The sequence below is a fragment of the Actinomycetospora sp. ABD4_176 genome (genome assembly GCF_056311855.1).
Map to the genome: position 1 here is coordinate 385151 of NZ_CM149974.1, position 16508 is coordinate 401658.

Sequence of the window (16508 nt, forward strand, 5' to 3'; positions counted from 1 at the left end):
CGGCATGCTCGGGCGGTTCCGCGACGGTGCGCCGGCCGATCGGCTGCGCCCGGGGATCGTCGTGCCGGTGGTGCTCGTCGTGGCGCTGACCCTGCTCGTCGTCGCGGGGGCCCTGCTCGGGGCCCGCGCGGCGGTCGTCGGCCGGGCCGCGGTGGGCGACACCGGCCCGGTGCTGGCCGGGGTCGACCTCCCCGGCGACGGGTCGGCGGGCCCGCCGACGGTCGTGCTCTCGCCGGCCGCCGCGGTCCACCCGCAGGCGGCCGCGGTGCGCGACCTCGTGCAGCGCTGGACCGACGCGCGCAACGCCGGCGACCTCGCCGCCTACCGCGCCACGCTCGTGCCCGACGCCCGCGTCGACCCGGCGACGTTCGCCGACACCGCGCGCACCCAGCGGGTGGGCTCGGTGGTCGTCCGGCGCCTGGACCCGGTCGCGGGCGGGGAGATCGTCGTGCCCCTGGGCTACGTCACCACCCAGGACCCCGCCGTCGCCCCGCCCGACGTCCGCGTCCCGCGCCTGTGCTGGCAGATCAGCGCGGTGGTCGAGACCGCGAGCGGCACACCCCGCCTCGTCGAACCGAGGCCGGGCAGCCAGCTCCGCACACCCTGTTAGGCGGGCGTGAACGCCAGGCAGACGTTGTGCCCGCCGAAGCCGAAGGAGTCGCTGATCGCGGCGTCCAGGCTCGTCTTGCGGGCCTCGCCGGCCACGACGTCGAGGGTGACGTCGGGGTCGAGCTCCTCGAGGTTCGCGGTGGGCGGGATGAGCCCCTCGCGCACCGACAGGATCGTCGCGATCGCCTCGACCGCGCCGGCGGCGCCCAGCAGGTGACCGAGCGAGCCCTTCGGTGCGGTGAGCACCGGGTGGTCGCCGATCGCCTTCTTCACGGCCACGGTCTCGGCCACGTCGCCGACGTTGGTGGCGGTGGCGTGGCAGTTGACGTGGCCGACGTCGGCGGGCTCGAGGCCCGCGGTGCGCAGCGCATTGGCGACGGCCCGGGACTGGCCCGTGCCCTCGGGGTCCGGCGCGGTGATGTGGTACGCGTCGGCGCTGGTGCCGATGCCCGCGAGCCGCCCGTGCACGGTGGCCCCGCGGGCGGCGGCGAACTCCTCGCGCTCGAGCACCACCATGCCCGAGCCCTCGCCGAGCACGAACCCGTTGCGCCCGGTGTCGAACGGGCGCGAGGCACGCTCGGGCTCGTCGTTGCGCAGCGCCATGGTGCGGGCCTGGCTGAAACCCGCCAGCGTGATCGGGTGGATGCAGGCCTCGGTGCCGCCGGCGACGACGACGTCGACCTCGTTCGCCATGAGCATCCGCCAGCCCCAGGCGATCGCCTCGGCGCCGGACGCGCAGGCGCTCACGGGCGCGTGGACGCCCGCGGCCGCCCCGAACTCCAGGCCCACGTGCGCGGCCGGCCCGTTGGGCATGAGCATCGGGATGGTCAGGACCGCGACCTTGCGCAGGCCCTGCTGCTCGAGGATGTCGTCCTGGCCGAGCAGGGTCAGCGCCCCGCCGATGCCGGTGCCGATGATGACCGCGAGCCGCAGCGCGTCGACCTTCGGCGACCCGTCCTCGGTGGCCGGGTAGTCGCCGAGGTCCGCGTGCTGCCAGGCCTCGCGGGCCGCGATGATCGCGGTCTGCTCGCTGCGGTCGAGGCGGCGCGCCTCCACGCGCTTGAGGATCTCCCCGGGCTCCACCGCGAGCTGCGACGCGATCTTCACGGGCAGCTCGAAGGTGTCGACCCAGTCCTGCTCGATCTTCGACGCGGCGCTGCGACCGGCCAGGAGGCCGTCCCAGGTGGTCGCCACGTCGCCGCCGAGCGGGGTCGTCGCTCCCATACCGGTGACGACGACCCCCTGGCCGGTGCTGCTCACGCGTCGCCCCTTACGAGTGGTTGGAGATGTAGTCGACGGCGTCCTGGACGGTGGTGAGCTTCGCGAGCTCGTCGTCCGGGATCTTGACGCCGAACTTGTCCTCGGCCTGGACCGCGATCTCGACCATCGACAGCGAGTCGATGTCCAGATCGTCCACGAACGACTTCTCCGCGGTCACCTCTGCGGCGTCGACGCCGGCCACCTCCTCCACGATGCTCGCGAGGTCGGGCAGGATCTCTTCGTTGGTCGCCACGGGCTCCCTTTCTCTTTCTCGGACGTGCGGACGTGCGGTCGGACGTCCTGCCGGTGCTCGGGTGCGCACCGTAGGACAGATCGGGGCAGGACGGTCACGGCAGGAGGGTCAGGGCAGGACGGTCATGGCAGGACGACGACCTGCGCCGCGTACGACAGGCCGGCCCCGAAGCCGACCAGCAGCGCGACGTCGCCGGAGCGCACGCGCCCGGCACCGCGCATGTGGTCGATGGCCATCGGGATCGAGGCCGACGAGGTGTTGCCGGAGTACTGGATGTCGTCGGCGACCCGCAGGTCGTCGCGGCCCCCGACCTGGCGCAGCCGCTTCGCGATGGCCTCGACGATGCGCAGGTTGGCCTGGTGGGGGACGAGGACGTCGATGTCGGAGGGCTGCAGGCCCGCCGCCTCGACCGCGCGCAGCGCGACCGGCGCGATCTTCGTCGTGGCCCAGCGGAACACCGCCTGCCCCTCCTGGCGCAGCGCGTCGGTCTCGTCGATGTGGATCGTGGAGACGAGGTCGCCGGCCGCACCCCAGATGACGGGCCCGACGCCGACCTCCTCCTCGGTGGCGGCCGGGCCGACCACCGCCGCGCCCGCGCCGTCGGCGAAGATGATGCACGTCGAGCGGTCGTTCATGTCGAGCCAGTCGGAGAGCTTCTCCGAGCCGATGACCAGGACGTGCTTCGCCGTGCCGGAGCGGATCATGTCGCCGGCGAGCCCGGTGCCGTAGCAGAAGCCGGCGCAGGCGGTGTTGAGGTCCATCGCGCCGATGCCGCCCGCACCGATGCGGTCGGCGGTCTGGGCGGCGGCGTTGGGGATCGGCTTCGGCATGGTGCAGGTGGCGACGATGACCGCGTCGAGGTCGGTGGGGCCGAGGCCCGCGTCGGCGAGCGCCTTCGACCCGGCCTCGACACCCATCGAGACGACGGAGTCGTCGTCGCCGCCGAAGCGGCGCTCGACGATGCCGACGCGGCTCTGGATCCACTGGTCGTCGGTCTCGACGATCTTCTCGAGGTCGTGGTTGGTGACGACCCGGTCGGGCTGCATGCTGCCGAGCCCGAGGAGGCGCGCGCCGGCGGCCTGCGGGGTGAGCTGCAGCCTCATCTCGACCCGCCCTCGATCATCTGCACGGCCTTCTCCAGGTCGTCGGGGGTGTTGACGTTGTGGGTCGGCGTGCCCTTGATCTGCCGCTTCACCATCCCGGTGAGCGTGCCGGCGGGCGTCAGCTCGACCACGCCGGAGACGCCGCGCTCCCGCATGGTGTCCATGCAGGCGTCCCAGCGCACCGAGCGCGTCACCTGCGCGACGAGCCGGTCGAGCATCTCCGACCCGTCGGTGACCACGGCGCCGTCCGCGTTCTGGATCAGCGGGTGGGTCGGGTCGGCGGGGGAGAGCCGGCCGCGGTGCTCGGCGACCCACGCACCGAGTGCCTTCTCGGCGGGCTCCATGAAGCGGGTGTGGAACGCGCCGGCCACCGACAGCCCGCGCACCCGGGCGCCCTCGGGCGGGGAGGCGACGAGCTCGTCGACGGCCTCCGTGCGGCCCGCGGCGACTAGCTGCCCGGTGCCGTTGCGGTTGGCGGGCTCGAGGTCGAGCTCGGCGAGACGGGCGAGCACGGCGTCGGCGTCGCCGCCGAGCACCGCGGCCATCGTCGTCGGCTCCTCGGCGCAGGCGGCGGCCATCTCGCGGCCGCGGACGGCGGCGAGGGCGACGGCCTGCTCGGCGTCGAGGACCTCGGCGATCGCGGCGGCGGCGAGCTCGCCCACCGAGTGCCCGGCGACCATCGTGTCGTCGGGGACCGAGACCTGCAGCCGCAGCTGGTCCCACGCCAGCAGCGCCGACGCGACGAGCAGCGGCTGGGTGACGGCGGTGTCGGCGATCGCGGCCTCGTCGGCCTCGGTGCCGAGGTGCACGAGGTCGAGGCCGGCCGCCTCGGAGAAGGTCTCGAGCCGTCCGCGGGCCTCCGGGCGGTCGAGCCACGGGGCGAGCATGCCGGGCTTCTGGGCGCCCTGGCCGGGAGCGAGGATCGCGATCACGTGGGCCACCTCATCACGGCTCGGGGTCTCCTCCGAAGGCTCGGAGCGACGAAACCGTGCCCGTCGCCGTTGTCGTGTTCCCACAATGCCCTGGGTCACACACCTGGCGCGAGACCGGCGACCACGATCGTCCGCGCAGCTCAGCGCTCATCCGGGCTCGCCGTCCGGGTGCAGACGGTCCAACCCGATCGCCAGGCGCAGCACCAGCCCGCCCCGCGCGTCGCCGGGGTGGACCCCCGTGAGTTCGGCCACCCGCCGCAGGCGGTACCGCACGGTGTTGGGGTGGACGAAGAGCCGCCGGGCCGCCGCCTCGAGCACCCCGGCGGCGTCGAGGTAGCACTCCACGGTGGCGGCGAGCTCCCCGCCGGCCGCGCGCAGGGGCGTCGCGACGTCACGGCGCAGCTGCTCGACGGCCTCGGCGTCGCCGTCGAGCACGCGCTCGGGCAGCAGGTCGTCGGCGGCGACGGGGCGCGGCGCCCCGGGCCAGGCGCGCACCGCCCGGTGCCCGGCGAGCGCGGCGGTCGCGCTGCGGTGGGCACCGGTCAGCCCGGCGGCCGTCGGCCCCGTGACGACCGCGCCCGGCCCGAACGACGCCGAGAGCTCCGCCAGCGGCGCGCCGGGTCCCGCGATCATGACGAGGCGGGCGCCGTGGGTGCCGAGCAGGACGGTGGCGCCGGCCCGGTGCGCGGCGCGGCGCACGGCGTGCAGCGGCTCGGGCGGCTCCTCGGCCGGCGGCTCCCCGACGAGCACCGTCGCCTCGGCCGCCGGGTCCCACCCCAGCGCCGCGGCCCGCGACAGCAGCGTCTCCTCCGCCTCGCCGCGCACCACGGCGTCGACGACCAGCGCCTCGAGGCGCGCGTCCCACGCCCCGCGTGCCTCCGCGGCGCTCGCGTAGACCGTGGCGGCGGAGAACGCGACCTCGCGGCCGAACCGGAGGATCGCGTGCACGAGGGCGGCGCGCTCGGCCTCGTCGGCGCCGAGGTCCGGGATGCGCTCCTCGAACACCTGGATCGCGATGCGCACGAGCTCCACGGTCTGGCGCAGCGTCACCCGGCGCGCGAGGTCGAGCGGGGCGGAGCGGAAGGCCTCGGCGGTCAGGCGCGGGGTGGCGTCGGGGTCGCGGAGCCAGGCGACGAAGTTCGCCGCCCCGGTCTGCGTGACCAGCAGGACCCCGGAGCGCTGCTCGGCGGTCAACCGCCCGAACCAGGCGAGACGCTCGCCCATCGCCGCGACCCCGGCCGCGGCGAGGTCCCCGGACGCCTTCTCCAGGCGCCGCAGCGTCGTGGCGCGCACGGGGCTGCGCCGGGGGTCCTGCCGCCCTGGCGCTGCCGCGCTGGTCATGGCCGGCGGGAGACGCAGCGCAGCGGAGCTCGACCCATCGGGGCAGCATTCCACGGATGCCGACGCTCCGACGTCTCCTGCGCACCGACCGTCCCGAGAGCGCGGGCGGCGGCGTGTCCTCGCGCCACGGGCTGTCCTTCGGCGCCCACTACGACCCCGAGCGGACCTCCTTCGGCGCGCTGGTCGCCCACAACGACGACGTCCTCGACGCCGGCGTCGCCTACGGCGCGCACGAGCACCGCGACGTGGAGATCCTCGCGTGGGTGCTCGACGGCACCATGGTCCACACCGGCCCCGACGGCCGCGAGACGCGCGTGCCCGCCGGCACCCTGCAGCACCTCGTCGCCGGCACCGGCTGGCACCACGACGAGCGCGCGGCCGACGAGGGCCCGGTGCACCTGCTCCAGCTCTGGGTGACGCCGGGCCTCGACGACCCGCCGGCGGGGGAGCCGTCGCTGACCCACCACCGCCCCGACCTCGACGCCGGCCCCTTCGTCCTCGCCCTGCGCCGTCCGGGTGTCACGGTGACGGTCGCGCGCCTCGGGGCCGGGGTGACGTGGGCGCCTGCCGACGGCACCTTCCGCCACGTGCACGTCGCGCGCGGGTCGCTGGACGGGGCCGGGGCGGGCGATGCGGGGGCGGGCGATGCGCTGGAGATCACGGGCACGGGCCCGGTCACCCTCGACGCGGGTCCCGACGGCGCTGAGCTCGTCGTCGTCACCACCGTGTGAGGGGCGTGGGGAGCGCCGGGTGGTGGGAGAGCTCCGCGATCACCGCGCGCAACCCGACCCCGGACACACGACGGGGGCGGTGCGTCTCCCGACGCACCGCCCCCGTCTTCGTGAGGTGACTCCGCTGCGTTGCTTAGAGCGGCGTGACCTGAACGGCCTGCAGGCCCTTCTGGCCCTGCTCGACGTCGAACGAGACGCGCTGACCCTCGTCCAGGGTGCGGAAGCCGCGGGCCTGGATGGCCGAGTAGTGGACGAACACGTCAGCGCCACCACCGTCGGGAGCGAGGAAGCCGAAGCCCTTCTCGCTGTTGAACCACTTGACGGTGCCTTCTGCCATTCTTGCTCCTCATACCGATGTCCCGAGGCGTCGATCAGCCCCGGCCTTCAGATCCGCCGCTGGAGTCCGGGCTCCGCACGTCGGAGTCGCGTCCCGGATCGTCCGGAGACGTCCGAGGTGCGCGACGCCGACAGCCTATCCGGAAGGACGGGGTCGTCTGCCAGCCCCGACCACCAACCCCGCGACGAACGGTCACCGAACGGTCACGCCACTCCGGAGTCGGACGTCTGGGGACCGGCCGCCTGGGGGTCGTCGATCCGGTACTGCCGGGCGGCCTGGACCACGGTGTCGCGCCCGACCTCGCCGCGGCGGGCCAGTGCGGCGAGCACGCCGACGACGATGTTCTCCGCGTCGACGCCGAAGTGGCGCCGCACCGCGGGGCGCGTGTCCGAGAGCCCGAAGCCGTCGGTGCCGAGCACGGTGTAGTCGCCGGGCACCCACTTGCGGATCAGGTCGGGGACCGCCTTCATCCAGTCCGACACCGCCACCACGGGCCCGGCGGCGTCGGCGAGGGCCTCGGTGACGTACGGGGTGCGCGGGTCGACCTCGGGGTGGGCGTGGTTGTGCTCGTCGCACTCCACGCCGTCGCGACGCAGCTCGCCCCACGACGTCGCCGACCACACGTCGGTCTGCACGCCCCACTCCTCGGCGAGCATCCGCTGCGCCTCGAGCGCCCACGGCATGGCGACGCCGGACGCGAGGACCTGCGCGCGCGGCCCGGGGCCACCGGGCGCCTGGGCGTAGCGGTAGAGCCCGCGCAGCAGTCCGTCGACGTCGAGGCCCTCGGGCTCGGCGGGCTGCTGGTAGGGCTCGTTGTAGACCGTCAGGTAGTAGATGACGTTCGGGTCGCGGTGCGGATCGGCCTCGCCGTACATGCGCGCGAGCCCGTCACGGACGATGTGCCCGATCTCGTAGGCGTACGCCGGGTCGTAGGCGACGACGCCGGGATTGGTGGCCGCGAGCAGCACGGAGTGCCCGTCGTTGTGCTGCAGACCCTCGCCCACCAGCGTCGTCCGGCCGGCCGTCGCACCGAGCAGGAAGCCGCGGGCCATCTGGTCGGCGGCCGCCCAGATGCCGTCGCCGGTGCGCTGGAACCCGAACATCGAGTAGAAGATGTAGATCGGGATCATCGGCTCGCCGTGGGTGGCGTACGACGTTCCCACCGCGGTGAACGAGCCGACCGACCCGGCCTCGTTGATGCCCTCGTGGAGCAGCTGGCCGGCCTCGGACTCGCGGTAGGCGAGCAGCTGGTCGTGGTCGACCGAGGTGTAGAGCTGGCCCTCGGGGTTGTAGATCTTCAGGTTGGAGAAGAACGAGTCCATCCCGAACGTCCGCGCCTCGTCCGGGATGATCGGGACGACCCGCTTGCCGATCTCCGCGTCGCGGGTGAGCTCCTTGACCAGCCGGACGAACGCCATCGTCGTGGCGATCTCCTGCTTGCCCGAGCCGCGCTTGACCACGTCGTAGACCTTGTCGCCGGGCAGCACCAGTGGCTTGCCCGGCACCCGGCGCTCGGGCAGCGGCCCGCCGAGCTGGCGGCGGCGGTCGAGCATGTACTCGATCTCCGGCGCGTCGGCGCCCGGGTGGTAGTAGGGCGGCAGGTACGGGTCGCGCTCGAGCTCGGCGTCGCTGATCGGCACGCGGACCTCGTCGCGGAACGTCTTGAGGTCCTGCAGCGTCAGCTTCTTCATCTGGTGGGTCGCGTTGCGGCCCTCGAACGTCGGACCGAGCGTGTAGCCCTTGATCGACTTGGCGAGGATGACCGTCGGCCGGCCCTGGTGCTCCATGGCCGCCTGGTAGGCCGCGTAGACCTTGCGGTAGTCGTGGGCGCCGCGCTTGAGGTTCCAGACGTCGTCGTCGGACAGGTCCTTGACCAGCTCCTTCGTCCGCGGGTCGCGGCCGAAGAAGTGCTCGCGGACGTAGGCGCCGTTGTTGGCCTTGTAGGTCTGGAAGTCGCCGTCCGGCGTGTTGTTCATCAGGTTGATCAGCGCGCCGTCGCGGTCGGCGTGCAGCAGCCGGTCCCACTCCCGGCCCCAGATCACCTTGACGACGTTCCAGCCGGCGCCGCGGAAGAACGACTCCAGCTCCTGGATGACCTTGCCGTTGCCGTGCACCGGCCCGTCGAGGCGCTGCAGGTTGCAGTTGATGACGAAGGTCAGGTTGTCCAGGGCCTCGGCCGCCGCGACGTGGATGGCGCCCCGGGACTCGGGCTCGTCCATCTCGCCGTCGCCGAGGAACGCCCACGTGTGCTGCTGGCTGGTGTCCTTGAGCCCGCGGTTGTGCAGGTAGCGGTCGAAGCGCGCCTGGAAGATCGCGTTGATCGGCCCGAGGCCCATCGACACCGTCGGGTGCTCCCAGAACGCCGGCATGAGGCGCGGGTGCGGGTACGACGGCAGCCCGCCCCCGGGGCCCGCGTGGGAGAGCTCCTGGCGGAAGCCGTCGAGGTGCTGCGCGCCGAGGCGCCCCTCGAGGAAGGCGCGCGCGTAGATGCCGGGGGAGGCGTGGCCCTGGATGAAGACGTGGTCGCCGCCGCCCGGGTGGTCCTTGCCGCGGAAGAACCAGTTGAAGCCGACCTCGTAGAGCGACGCGGCCGACGCGTAGGTGGAGATGTGGCCGCCGACCCCGACACCCGGGCGCTGCGCGCGGTGCACCATCGCCGCCGCGTTCCACCGGATCCACGCCCGGTAGCGCCGCTCGGTCTCCTCGTCACCCGGGAACCAGGGCTCCTGGTCGGTGGGGATGGTGTTGACGTAGTCGGTGGAGTACAGCGACGGCACCGAGACCCGGCGCTCGCGGGCCCGCTGGAGCAGCTGCAACATGATGTAGCGCGCACGCTGCTCGCCCTGCCCGGCGAGCATGGCGTCGAAGGACTCGATCCACTCGGCGGTCTCGTCCGGATCGATGTCCGGCAGGTGCGACGAGAGGCCGTCGCGGATGATGTGGACCCGGCCGGTGTCCGCGGTGGCCCTGCCAGCGCTGCCCTTCTGGGTGGTCACGGATGGCTCTCCCTGTCGCTGGTCGTCGACGGCGCGCGGCCGGGTCCGGATCGCGGGCTCCTGGCCGGTTTTCGGAACCGATTCTGCCCGGTCGTCCGTGGTGGCGCCGTCCCGCTGGTGCTCCGCGGTCACCCCATCGTCACCCGCCATCTCCTGCGCGTCACGTCTACCGACGGGTAGCCCGGACGCGGACGGTCGGGGCGGCATCCGGGCACGGACGGGACCACCCGACCCGCGTGGCTGGTTGCGCGCCGTGCGGTGGCCGTGTTCGCTGGGCGCTTCACACGGGTGACGTGCACCTCGCACGTCGCCCCGAGGCGTGAGAAGGGGGAAGTACGCGTGGTCGCGGCCACGGGAGACTCGGACAAGTCCGATCTCGCCGGCAAGCTCGGCATCGAACCGGGCATGATCGTTCAGGAGCTGGGCTGGGACTCCGACGTCGACGACGAGGTGCGGTCGGCGATCGAGGAACGCTGCGGCGAGGATCTGCTCGACGAGGACGCCCAGGAGGTCGTCGACGTCGTGCTCCTCTGGTGGCGCGACGGGGACGGCGACCTCGTCGACACCCTCATGGACGCGCGCTCCCCGATGACCGACGACGGGGTCATCTGGGTGCTCACGCCCAAGACCGGCAACGACGGTCACGTCGAGCCCTCCGAGATCGCCGAGGCCGCCCCCACCGCCGGGCTCTCGCAGACCTCGAACATCAGCCTGTCCGAGGGCTGGGTCGCCACCCGCCTGGTGCCGCCGAAGGCCGCGCAGCGCCGCCGGTGAGCCGCCGGTGAGCCGCCGGTGACCTGCGGCGGGGTGGTCCTGCCGGGGCCTGCAGGTCGTTAGGCTGGCCGGGCTCGGTGACCCGGACGGACAGGAGACAGGTCGAGATGACCGTCGAGGTGGGCTCCCAGGCCCCCGACTTCACGCTCAAGAACCAGGACGGCCAGGAGATCTCGCTGCGCGAGTTCCGCGGCCAGAAGGCCGTCCTGGTGGTGTTCTACCCCTTCGCGTTCTCCGGCATCTGCACCGGCGAGCTCTGCTCGGTGCGCGACGACCTCTCGGCGTTCCAGAACGACCAGGTCCAGATCCTCGCCGTCTCCTGCGACACGACCTGGTCGCTCAAGGTCTTCGCGCAGCAGGAGGGCTACGAGTTCCCCCTGCTCAGCGACTTCTGGCCCCACGGCGCGGTGGGCGAGTCGTACGGCGTGTTCAGCTCCGACCTGGGCTTCTCGTTCCGCGGGACGTTCCTGGTCGACAAGGACGGCGTCGTGCAGTTCCTCGAGCGCAACGGTCCCGGGGACGCCCGCGACCAGCAGGGCTGGCGCGACCAGCTGGAGAAGCTCGCGGCCTAGTTCCTCGTCGGAGCGAACGGGCGGTTCGCGGCTTCTCGGCGCACGAACTCCCCGTTCGCTCCGGACCGGGCGCGTAGCTCAGCGGAAGAGCAACGGCCTTACAAGCCGTCGGTCGCAGGTTCGAATCCTGCCGCGCCCACGCTGTGATGTCTCAGGACATCCCGGACGCCCGAACCCACGTTGTGGGGGTTCGGGCGTTTGTCATGTCGGGGTTGTTGGTCGTCCGGGCTGGTACTCGTGGGTGAGGTCGATGTCGAGCCCGCGCAGGAGTTCGCCGGTGGTGCCGTCGATGACGCGTCCGTGGTGGTTCTGGATGAGCAGCAGGACGTGGGGTCGGCCGATGCCGATGTGGCGCAGGCGCCGCCCGGCGACGCGCAGGGTGACCGTCCCGGACTTGTCGATCTTGTCGGTGCGGACGTGGTGGTGGTCGTCGGGCGTGGTCCCGGAGCCGGGAACGGCCTTGGGTCGGGTCGTGTAGGCGGTGGCCGGGGTGGCTCGATGGGCGAGCGCGCGGTGCGGTCGGTGATGGATGTAGATCTCGACGAAGCGGTCGAGGAGGGCTTGGAGCTCGACGGTCGTGACCGGCGGGTGGGGTTGCTCGCGCAGCCAGTTCTTCAGGGTCTGCTGGAAGCGTTCGACCTTGCCGCAGGTGGTGGGGTGTGAGGGGCGGCTGTTCTTCTGGGTGATGCCGCGGCGGGCGAGTTCGTGCTCGAGTGCGGTGCGCCCACCACGGCGCGAGGCCAGCCGGACGGTGTAGACCATGCCGTTGTCGGTCAGGGTCGCCGCCGGGAAGCCCCGTGCCGGGCGGCCGCGTCGGTGAGGGTGGCGGCCACGATCCCGGCGGTGACGCGGCGGTGCGCGCTCACTCTCAGTGCGTAGCAGGCGTGGTCGTCGAGCCAGGTGATGATCTCGACGTCGGAGCCGTCGGCGAGGCGGTGGTGGGTGAAGTCGGACTGCCAGCACTCGTTGTCGTAGGTGGCCTCGAAGCGCAGGTAGGACGATGTGGGCCGTTCGGCCGGCGTGGGGACGACCTGGGCGTGACGGACCAAGATCCGGTAGACCGTGGCCCGCCAGGAGCGGGACACCTCGTAGTCGCGGGCGACTTGTGCGACCGGCCGTTTCTCGATGACGACCGCGGTGATCACCAGACGCGCCTTGGACGACATGAGCGAGCGTCTCGCTGCTGCCCGGGATCACCTGCGACATCTGTCCGGCATGTCGCGAGACACCGGTCCGGGACGTGTTGAACCAGCACACTGCCGCGCCCACGCAGGTCGCACACTCGGCCACGAGGGCCGCGCCCCGCGGGGAGCCCCGACGCGGGGCGGGACGCCGAGGTCCTGGCCTCGCGGGTGGTCGGGCGGCCAGCCCGGATGTCAGTCCGGGGTCCGCCCACCGTGGGCATCGCTGCGCCAGGTCGAGGGGGTGACGCCGAATGCGCGGCGAAACGACGTCGCGAAGTGGGCCTGGGAGGCGAAGGCCCATCGGTGGGCGATCTCGCCGATCGAGCGGTGGGCCAGCGCCGGGTCGGACAGGTCCGCGCGCGCCTGCCGGAGGCGGCGGTCGGCGATCCGGCGACCGACCGAGGTGCCTTCCTCGCGCAGGAGGCGGTTGAGGTGGCGGGTGGAGAAGCCCAGGGCGGCTGCGACCTCGTCGGGACTCAACGACGGCTCGGCGAGGTGCTCGTCGACGAACGACTCGAAGGCCGAGAGGACGGCGGCCCGACCGGCGGTGCTCGGATCGAGCACCAGCGCGCTCACGGCCTCCTGGACCGCGGCGCCCGGACCGGGTCCGGATGCGGCTCCGCGCTCGCCCAGCTCGGCGACCACGGTCTCCAGCGTCCGAACGAGGCGGCGGGCGGCCGCGGGCCGTGACCCCGGGCCCCGCCCCTGCACGAGCAGCGGCGCGGACGGCGGGAGGAGGCCGAGCTCGGACGACGAGGGCAGGTCGACCAGCAACTGGCGCATGTCGGTGCCGAACCCGAACAGGTAGGGCCGGTCGGTGTCGTAGACGATCGCGTCCCCCGGCTCGAGCCGCGTGAAGCCCGACTCGTGGTAGAAGAACGCGTCCCCCGCGGTGAGCAGCGTGACGAACGTGGAGCCCTTCGGCGCGGAGGCCACGGTGCGCGGAGCCCGCTCGATCACGTGCGGGTTGCCCGAGATCTCGGCGACGCGCACCCCGCCCAGGTCCAGGTTGACCTGGTGGGCGATGAGCCCGCGCTCGTCGTAGGTCGTGCAGGTCAGCCCGACCAGCGCCTCGGCGTTGTACTGCTCCCAGTAGGCCAGGCGATCCCGGACCGGGACCGCCACCGTGGAGACCGACGTGCGACACACCAGGGTCATGAGCCATCCCACTTCACCGGAGGACGGACGCTGTCACGCGTGCGACGTGGTGGGCACCGCCTCGCCAGACGGTGCCCCGTCAAACGCTGACTCGTCAAACGGTGACTCGTCAAACGGTGAGGTAGCCACCGTCCACGGGCAGGACGACGCCCGTGACGTAACGGGCCGCGGGCGAGGCCAGGAAGACGTAGGCGTCCGCGACGTCCTCCGGCGTGCCCCACCGGCCCAGCGGGGTCCGGCCGAGGACCGCGGCCGAGGCGGCGACGTCGGCCCGCAGGCCGCTCGACAGCGGGGTGGCGATCCAGCCGGGGGCGACGCTGTTCACCCGCACACCGTCGACCGCGTACTCGACGGCGAGCGCGCGGGTCAGGGCGGCGGTACCACCCTTGCTGGCCCCGTAGCCCGGACGGTCGCCCGCCCCGACCGACGAGTACATCGACGCCGTCGTCAGCACGCTGCCGCCCGACGCCGCGAGCAGGCTGCGCGCGAGCGTGCACAGCCGCATCGTCGCGGTGAGGTTCACGGCGAGGACCTGTTCGAAGGCGGCCATGTCGTACTCGGCACGATCGCGGCTGATCCCGGCGCAGTGCACGAGGACGTCGAGCCGGTCCAGGCCCGCGACCAGCTCCTCGCAGGCCGCCGGGTCGGTCACGTCGACCTCGCGGGTCCGGACGCGCTCGGCACGGGGGGCCTCCGGCCCGTCGGCGTCGAGCCCCACCGCGAGGACCTGGGCGCCGAGCTCGGCGAAGCGGCACGCCACGCCCGCGCCGATGCCGGAGGTGCCGCCGGTGACGAGCACGGTCGCCCCGGCGAAGAGCACCGGGTCCCAGCTCATGCGTCGTCCCCGTTGCCGCAGCGCACCAGGGTCTTGAGCCCCGGCGCACCTCCGGCCGCTCGAGCCGTCAACAGCTCGGCGGCCTCGGCCAGCGGCACCGACTCGCTCACGAGCCCGGCGAGATCGAGGCGGCTCTGCTCGACGAGGTCGATGAGCTCGGCGTGGCAGTCGCGGTAGCCGACGCTGGTGATCAGCCCGATCTCGGCGTTCACCATGGCGAAGGCGGGCAGGGACAGCGACGGGACGAGCCCGAGGAGCACCACGTCGCCCCCGCGGCGCACAGCGCTCACGGCGGTGTCGGTGGCTCGCTGCGCGCCGACCGCCTCGAAGGCCACGGCGACACCGTCGCCGCCGGTGTGCTCCCGGCAGGCGGCAGCGACGTCCTCGGCGGGGTCGAGGGCGATCGTCCCGAGTCCTTCGGCCCACGCCCGGCGGGCCGGTTGGGGATCGACCCCGATGACGAGCGAGGCCCCGCCGGACCGCATCAGGGCACACAGCAGGGCGCCGATCGGTCCGAGTCCCAGGACGAGCGCCGGATCGCCTGACGACCATCCCGCACGGCGCAGCGCGTGCAGGGCGACCGCGGCCGGCTCGAGCACCGCGGCCGCGGCCAGGTCGAACCCGTCCGGGAGCACGTGGAGCATGTAGGCCGGGACGACGGCCATCTCGGCCATGCCCCCGTCGCCCATCAGCCCCGCGAAGCCGGAGTGGTCGCACACCTCGTAGCGGCCCTCGCGGCAGGCGGTGCACGTCCCGCAGCGGTAGTTGGGCTCGACGGCCACCGCGTGGCCGGGGCGGACGTGGGTCACGCCCGCCCCCACCTCGAGCACCGTCCCGGAGAACTCGTGCCCGAGCACCACCGGCGCCCGCGCCCCCGACAGTGCGTGCGGTACCGCGGTCGGGATGGCGTGCGGCCCGTCGGCGATCTCGTGGAGGTCGCTGCCGCACACCCCGCAGTAGGCGACGGCGACGAGCACCTCGCCGGGCCCCGGCGCCCGGACCTCGATGTGCTCGAGGCGCAGGTCGCCCGCGCCGTGCCACCGCAGCGCGCGGCCCGTCCGCGTCCGCGTCGCCGTTCCGACGCGGGCGCGACCGACCGCGGTGCTCACGCCGGCTCCCGCGCTGTCTCGGTGGGCGCCGACCCGCCGGCGCGGAGCCGGGACGGTGCGGTCTCGACCAGGCCGAAGCAGAGCCCGACGACCACGACGGCGGCCAGCGAGGCCATCGCCATCGAGGTGCCGAGTCCGAACGCGTCGGAGAGCGCCCCGGCGACGGTGGGCATCACGAAACCACCCACGATCTCGCCGGTACCCATGATCAGCCCGAGGGCGGTCGCCATGCGGGCCCGCGAGACCGTCTCGGCCGGGATGGTCGCCATGAACAGGGTGAAGCACCCGAGGCCGGTGTAGGTCACGATGAGCGCGAGCCAGAGGACCCAGGGGGTGTCGAGCACGATGATCGCCAGCGGGGAGAGCGCGGCGAGCCCGGAGAAGGCGATCATGGTGGGCCGGCGGCCCCACCGGTCGGAGATGCCGGGGACCAGCGCCCCCCACAGCACCCAGGCGATGCCGATACCGCTCATGACGAACCCCATCGTGCCCGGGTCGAAGCCCTTGACCTCGGTCAGGTAGAGCGGGGTGAACGTCTGGGTCGTGACGAACCAGGTGAGGAAGAAGACCGCGACGAGCAGGCAGACCACGATGTTGCGTTGGGCGAGCAGGCTGCGGCCGGCGTCGGGGGTGGCCTCGGGCGTTCCCGGCCGGCCCTCGTCCATCGCGACGGTGGCGGGGTGACGCAGGCGCAGGTCCCGAACGAACACGAGCACCAGGACCGCGAGGACCGCGCCGGGGATCACGGTGGCGAAGAAGGCGGTGCGCCACCCGTAGGTCTCGGCGATCCATACCGTGACCAGCGGGCCCACGATGCCGCCCAGCAGCCCGGCCGAGGACCCCTGTAGCAGGCCCATGTTGAGCCCGCGGCGACGTACCTCGGAGGAGTGCATCATCATCGGCTGGGCCAGCGGCAGGACCGCGCCCTCCGCGGCCCCCATGAGGGCCCGCAGCAGGATCAGGCTCGCCACGCCGCCGGCCAGCCCGGACATGGCCGAGAACACCGTGAACGCGATGATCGCGCCGATCAGCAGGGGCTTGCGCCGGTCCCGGCGATCGGAGAGGTAGCCGATCAACATCCCGGCGAGCGCCCAGGTCAGGGCGGGGATGCCGCCCAGCAGGCCGACGGCGGTGTTGTTCAGCCCGAGCTCGTCCTTGAAGAACGGCGTCAGGTAGTTGAGCATCAGCCGGTCGAAGAACACGAACCCGAACGTCGCGAACAGGATCGCGAGCAGCACGTTCTGGTAACGGCCGCCGCGGGGGGGCGGGGTGTAGGCGCTCGGCGCGCCCGGCGAGGTGTCGGTCATCCCCGGT

17 protein-coding genes and 1 tRNA gene are annotated in these 16508 nt (G+C 73.2%); 5 read left to right on the forward strand and 13 right to left on the reverse strand.

Annotated elements, in window-relative coordinates; genetic code table 11:
* The first annotated feature begins 4 nt into the window (after positions 1–4).
* A complete protein-coding gene (locus ACYX4T_RS01815; RefSeq protein WP_476012875.1) occupies positions 5–610 on the forward strand; it encodes a hypothetical protein in 606 nt (201 codons plus the stop codon).
* Here ACYX4T_RS01815 and ACYX4T_RS01820 read toward each other — a convergent pair.
* The 5 genes from ACYX4T_RS01820 to ACYX4T_RS01840 all read right to left on the reverse strand — a co-directional run bounded on the left by ACYX4T_RS01820 (position 607) and on the right by ACYX4T_RS01840 (position 5498).
* Positions 607–1869, reverse strand: a complete 1263-nt coding sequence (locus ACYX4T_RS01820) for a beta-ketoacyl-[acyl-carrier-protein] synthase family protein (RefSeq protein WP_476012876.1) — start codon at positions 1867–1869, stop codon at positions 607–609. The genes ACYX4T_RS01815 and ACYX4T_RS01820 overlap by 4 nt on opposite strands.
* A 10-nt stretch (positions 1870–1879) precedes the next feature.
* Complete coding sequence (locus tag ACYX4T_RS01825; RefSeq protein ID WP_274201806.1) at positions 1880–2122, reverse strand: acyl carrier protein; 243 nt, start codon at positions 2120–2122, stop codon at positions 1880–1882.
* 122 nt (positions 2123–2244) lie between these two features.
* Positions 2245–3225, reverse strand: a complete 981-nt coding sequence (locus tag ACYX4T_RS01830) for a beta-ketoacyl-ACP synthase III (RefSeq protein ID WP_476012877.1) — start codon at positions 3223–3225, stop codon at positions 2245–2247.
* The gene (locus tag ACYX4T_RS01835) at positions 3222–4157 is read right to left on the reverse strand and encodes an ACP S-malonyltransferase (protein ID WP_476012878.1); all 936 of its coding nucleotides are present in this window, start codon (positions 4155–4157) and stop codon (positions 3222–3224) included. The genes ACYX4T_RS01830 and ACYX4T_RS01835 overlap by 4 nt, the downstream gene beginning before the upstream one ends.
* 147 nt (positions 4158–4304) lie before the next feature.
* On the reverse strand, positions 4305–5498 hold the full coding sequence (locus ACYX4T_RS01840; protein ID WP_476012879.1) for a PucR family transcriptional regulator: 1194 nt from the start codon (positions 5496–5498) through the stop codon (positions 4305–4307).
* A gap of 56 nt (positions 5499–5554) precedes the next feature.
* Between ACYX4T_RS01840 and ACYX4T_RS01845 the strand changes: the two genes are divergently transcribed.
* Positions 5555–6229 carry a pirin family protein gene (locus ACYX4T_RS01845; RefSeq protein WP_476012880.1) on the forward strand — a complete coding sequence of 225 codons (675 nt, stop codon included), beginning with the start codon at positions 5555–5557 and terminating at the stop codon, positions 6227–6229.
* 133 nt (positions 6230–6362) lie between these two features.
* On the opposite strand, the gene ACYX4T_RS01850 is transcribed toward ACYX4T_RS01845, so the two are convergent.
* The gene (locus ACYX4T_RS01850; protein ID WP_116710338.1) at positions 6363–6566 is read right to left on the reverse strand and encodes a cold-shock protein; all 204 of its coding nucleotides are present in this window, start codon (positions 6564–6566) and stop codon (positions 6363–6365) included.
* A 203-nt stretch (positions 6567–6769) separates the two neighbouring features.
* Positions 6770–9562, reverse strand: a complete 2793-nt coding sequence (gene aceE / locus ACYX4T_RS01855; RefSeq protein WP_476012881.1) for a pyruvate dehydrogenase (acetyl-transferring), homodimeric type — start codon at positions 9560–9562, stop codon at positions 6770–6772.
* Between the two features lie 339 nt (positions 9563–9901).
* Between aceE and ACYX4T_RS01860 the strand changes: the two genes are divergently transcribed.
* The 3 genes from ACYX4T_RS01860 (at position 9902) to ACYX4T_RS01870 (ending at position 11047) form a co-directional block, all read left to right on the forward strand.
* On the forward strand, positions 9902–10336 hold the full coding sequence (locus tag ACYX4T_RS01860) for a DUF3052 domain-containing protein (RefSeq protein ID WP_274234242.1): 435 nt from the start codon (positions 9902–9904) through the stop codon (positions 10334–10336).
* Between the two features lie 107 nt (positions 10337–10443).
* Positions 10444–10908 (forward strand): peroxiredoxin, encoded by a 465-nt coding sequence (locus ACYX4T_RS01865; RefSeq protein ID WP_476012882.1) that lies wholly within the window; start codon positions 10444–10446, stop codon positions 10906–10908.
* 67 nt (positions 10909–10975) lie between these two features.
* Positions 10976–11047, forward strand: a tRNA-Val gene (locus ACYX4T_RS01870).
* A 62-nt stretch (positions 11048–11109) separates the two neighbouring features.
* Here the strand turns inward: ACYX4T_RS01870 and ACYX4T_RS01875 are convergent.
* From ACYX4T_RS01875 to ACYX4T_RS01900, 6 genes are all read right to left on the reverse strand, one after another.
* Complete coding sequence (locus tag ACYX4T_RS01875; protein ID WP_476012883.1) at positions 11110–11670, reverse strand: integrase core domain-containing protein; 561 nt, start codon at positions 11668–11670, stop codon at positions 11110–11112.
* A gap of 11 nt (positions 11671–11681) precedes the next feature.
* A complete protein-coding gene (locus ACYX4T_RS01880) occupies positions 11682–12074 on the reverse strand; it encodes a hypothetical protein (protein WP_476012884.1) in 393 nt (130 codons plus the stop codon).
* Positions 12075–12284: 210 nt separating this feature from the next.
* Positions 12285–13250 (reverse strand): helix-turn-helix domain-containing protein, encoded by a 966-nt coding sequence (locus ACYX4T_RS01885; RefSeq protein ID WP_476012885.1) that lies wholly within the window; start codon positions 13248–13250, stop codon positions 12285–12287.
* A 109-nt stretch (positions 13251–13359) separates the two neighbouring features.
* Positions 13360–14085, reverse strand: a complete 726-nt coding sequence (locus tag ACYX4T_RS01890; protein ID WP_476012886.1) for an SDR family NAD(P)-dependent oxidoreductase — start codon at positions 14083–14085, stop codon at positions 13360–13362.
* Positions 14082–15194 carry an alcohol dehydrogenase catalytic domain-containing protein gene (locus ACYX4T_RS01895; protein WP_476012887.1) on the reverse strand — a complete coding sequence of 371 codons (1113 nt, stop codon included), beginning with the start codon at positions 15192–15194 and terminating at the stop codon, positions 14082–14084. The genes ACYX4T_RS01890 and ACYX4T_RS01895 overlap by 4 nt, the downstream gene beginning before the upstream one ends.
* Positions 15191–16501 (reverse strand): MFS transporter, encoded by a 1311-nt coding sequence (locus ACYX4T_RS01900; protein WP_476012888.1) that lies wholly within the window; start codon positions 16499–16501, stop codon positions 15191–15193. Before ACYX4T_RS01900 ends, ACYX4T_RS01895 begins: the two co-directional genes overlap by 4 nt.
* Positions 16502–16508: the final 7 nt, after the last annotated feature.